Source organism: Paenibacillus silvae (genome assembly GCF_014639235.1).
Classification (GTDB): Bacteria; Bacillota; Bacilli; order Paenibacillales; family Paenibacillaceae; genus Paenibacillus; species Paenibacillus silvae.
This window is the reverse complement of record NZ_BMFU01000038.1, coordinates 1-630: the sequence shown is the minus strand read 5'-3', so window position 1 is coordinate 630 and position 630 is coordinate 1. Positions and strand designations below refer to the sequence as shown.

The 630-nt window shown below is 56.3% G+C and carries 1 rRNA gene; it reads left to right on the top strand.

The annotated features are described in order from the left end of the window. Positions 1–630 (top strand): 23S ribosomal RNA (locus tag IEW26_RS30075); the annotation flags it as partial.

Below are 630 nucleotides of genomic sequence, written 5' to 3'. Positions count from 1 at the left end.
GGTACGGGGACAGTGTCAGGTGGGCAGTTTGACTGGGGCGGTCGCCTCCTAAAGAGTAACGGAGGCGCCCAAAGGTTCCCTCAGAATGGTTGGAAATCATTCGAAGAGTGCAAAGGCATAAGGGAGCTTGACTGCGAGACCTACAAGTCGAGCAGGGACGAAAGTCGGGCTTAGTGATCCGGTGGTACCGCATGGAAGGGCCATCGCTCAACGGATAAAAGCTACCCTGGGGATAACAGGCTTATCTCCCCCAAGAGTCCACATCGACGGGGAGGTTTGGCACCTCGATGTCGGCTCATCGCATCCTGGGGCTGAAGTAGGTCCCAAGGGTTGGGCTGTTCGCCCATTAAAGCGGTACGCGAGCTGGGTTCAGAACGTCGTGAGACAGTTCGGTCCCTATCTGTCGTGGGCGTAGGAAATTTGAGAGGAGCTGTCCTTAGTACGAGAGGACCGGGATGGACGTACCGCTGGTGTACCAGTTGTTCCGCCAGGAGCACCGCTGGGTAGCTATGTACGGACGGGATAAGCGCTGAAAGCATCTAAGCGTGAAGCCCCCCTCAAGATGAGATTTCCCAGTATGTAAGACCCCTTGAAGACGACGAGGTAGATAGGCTGGGGGTGGAAGTGCAG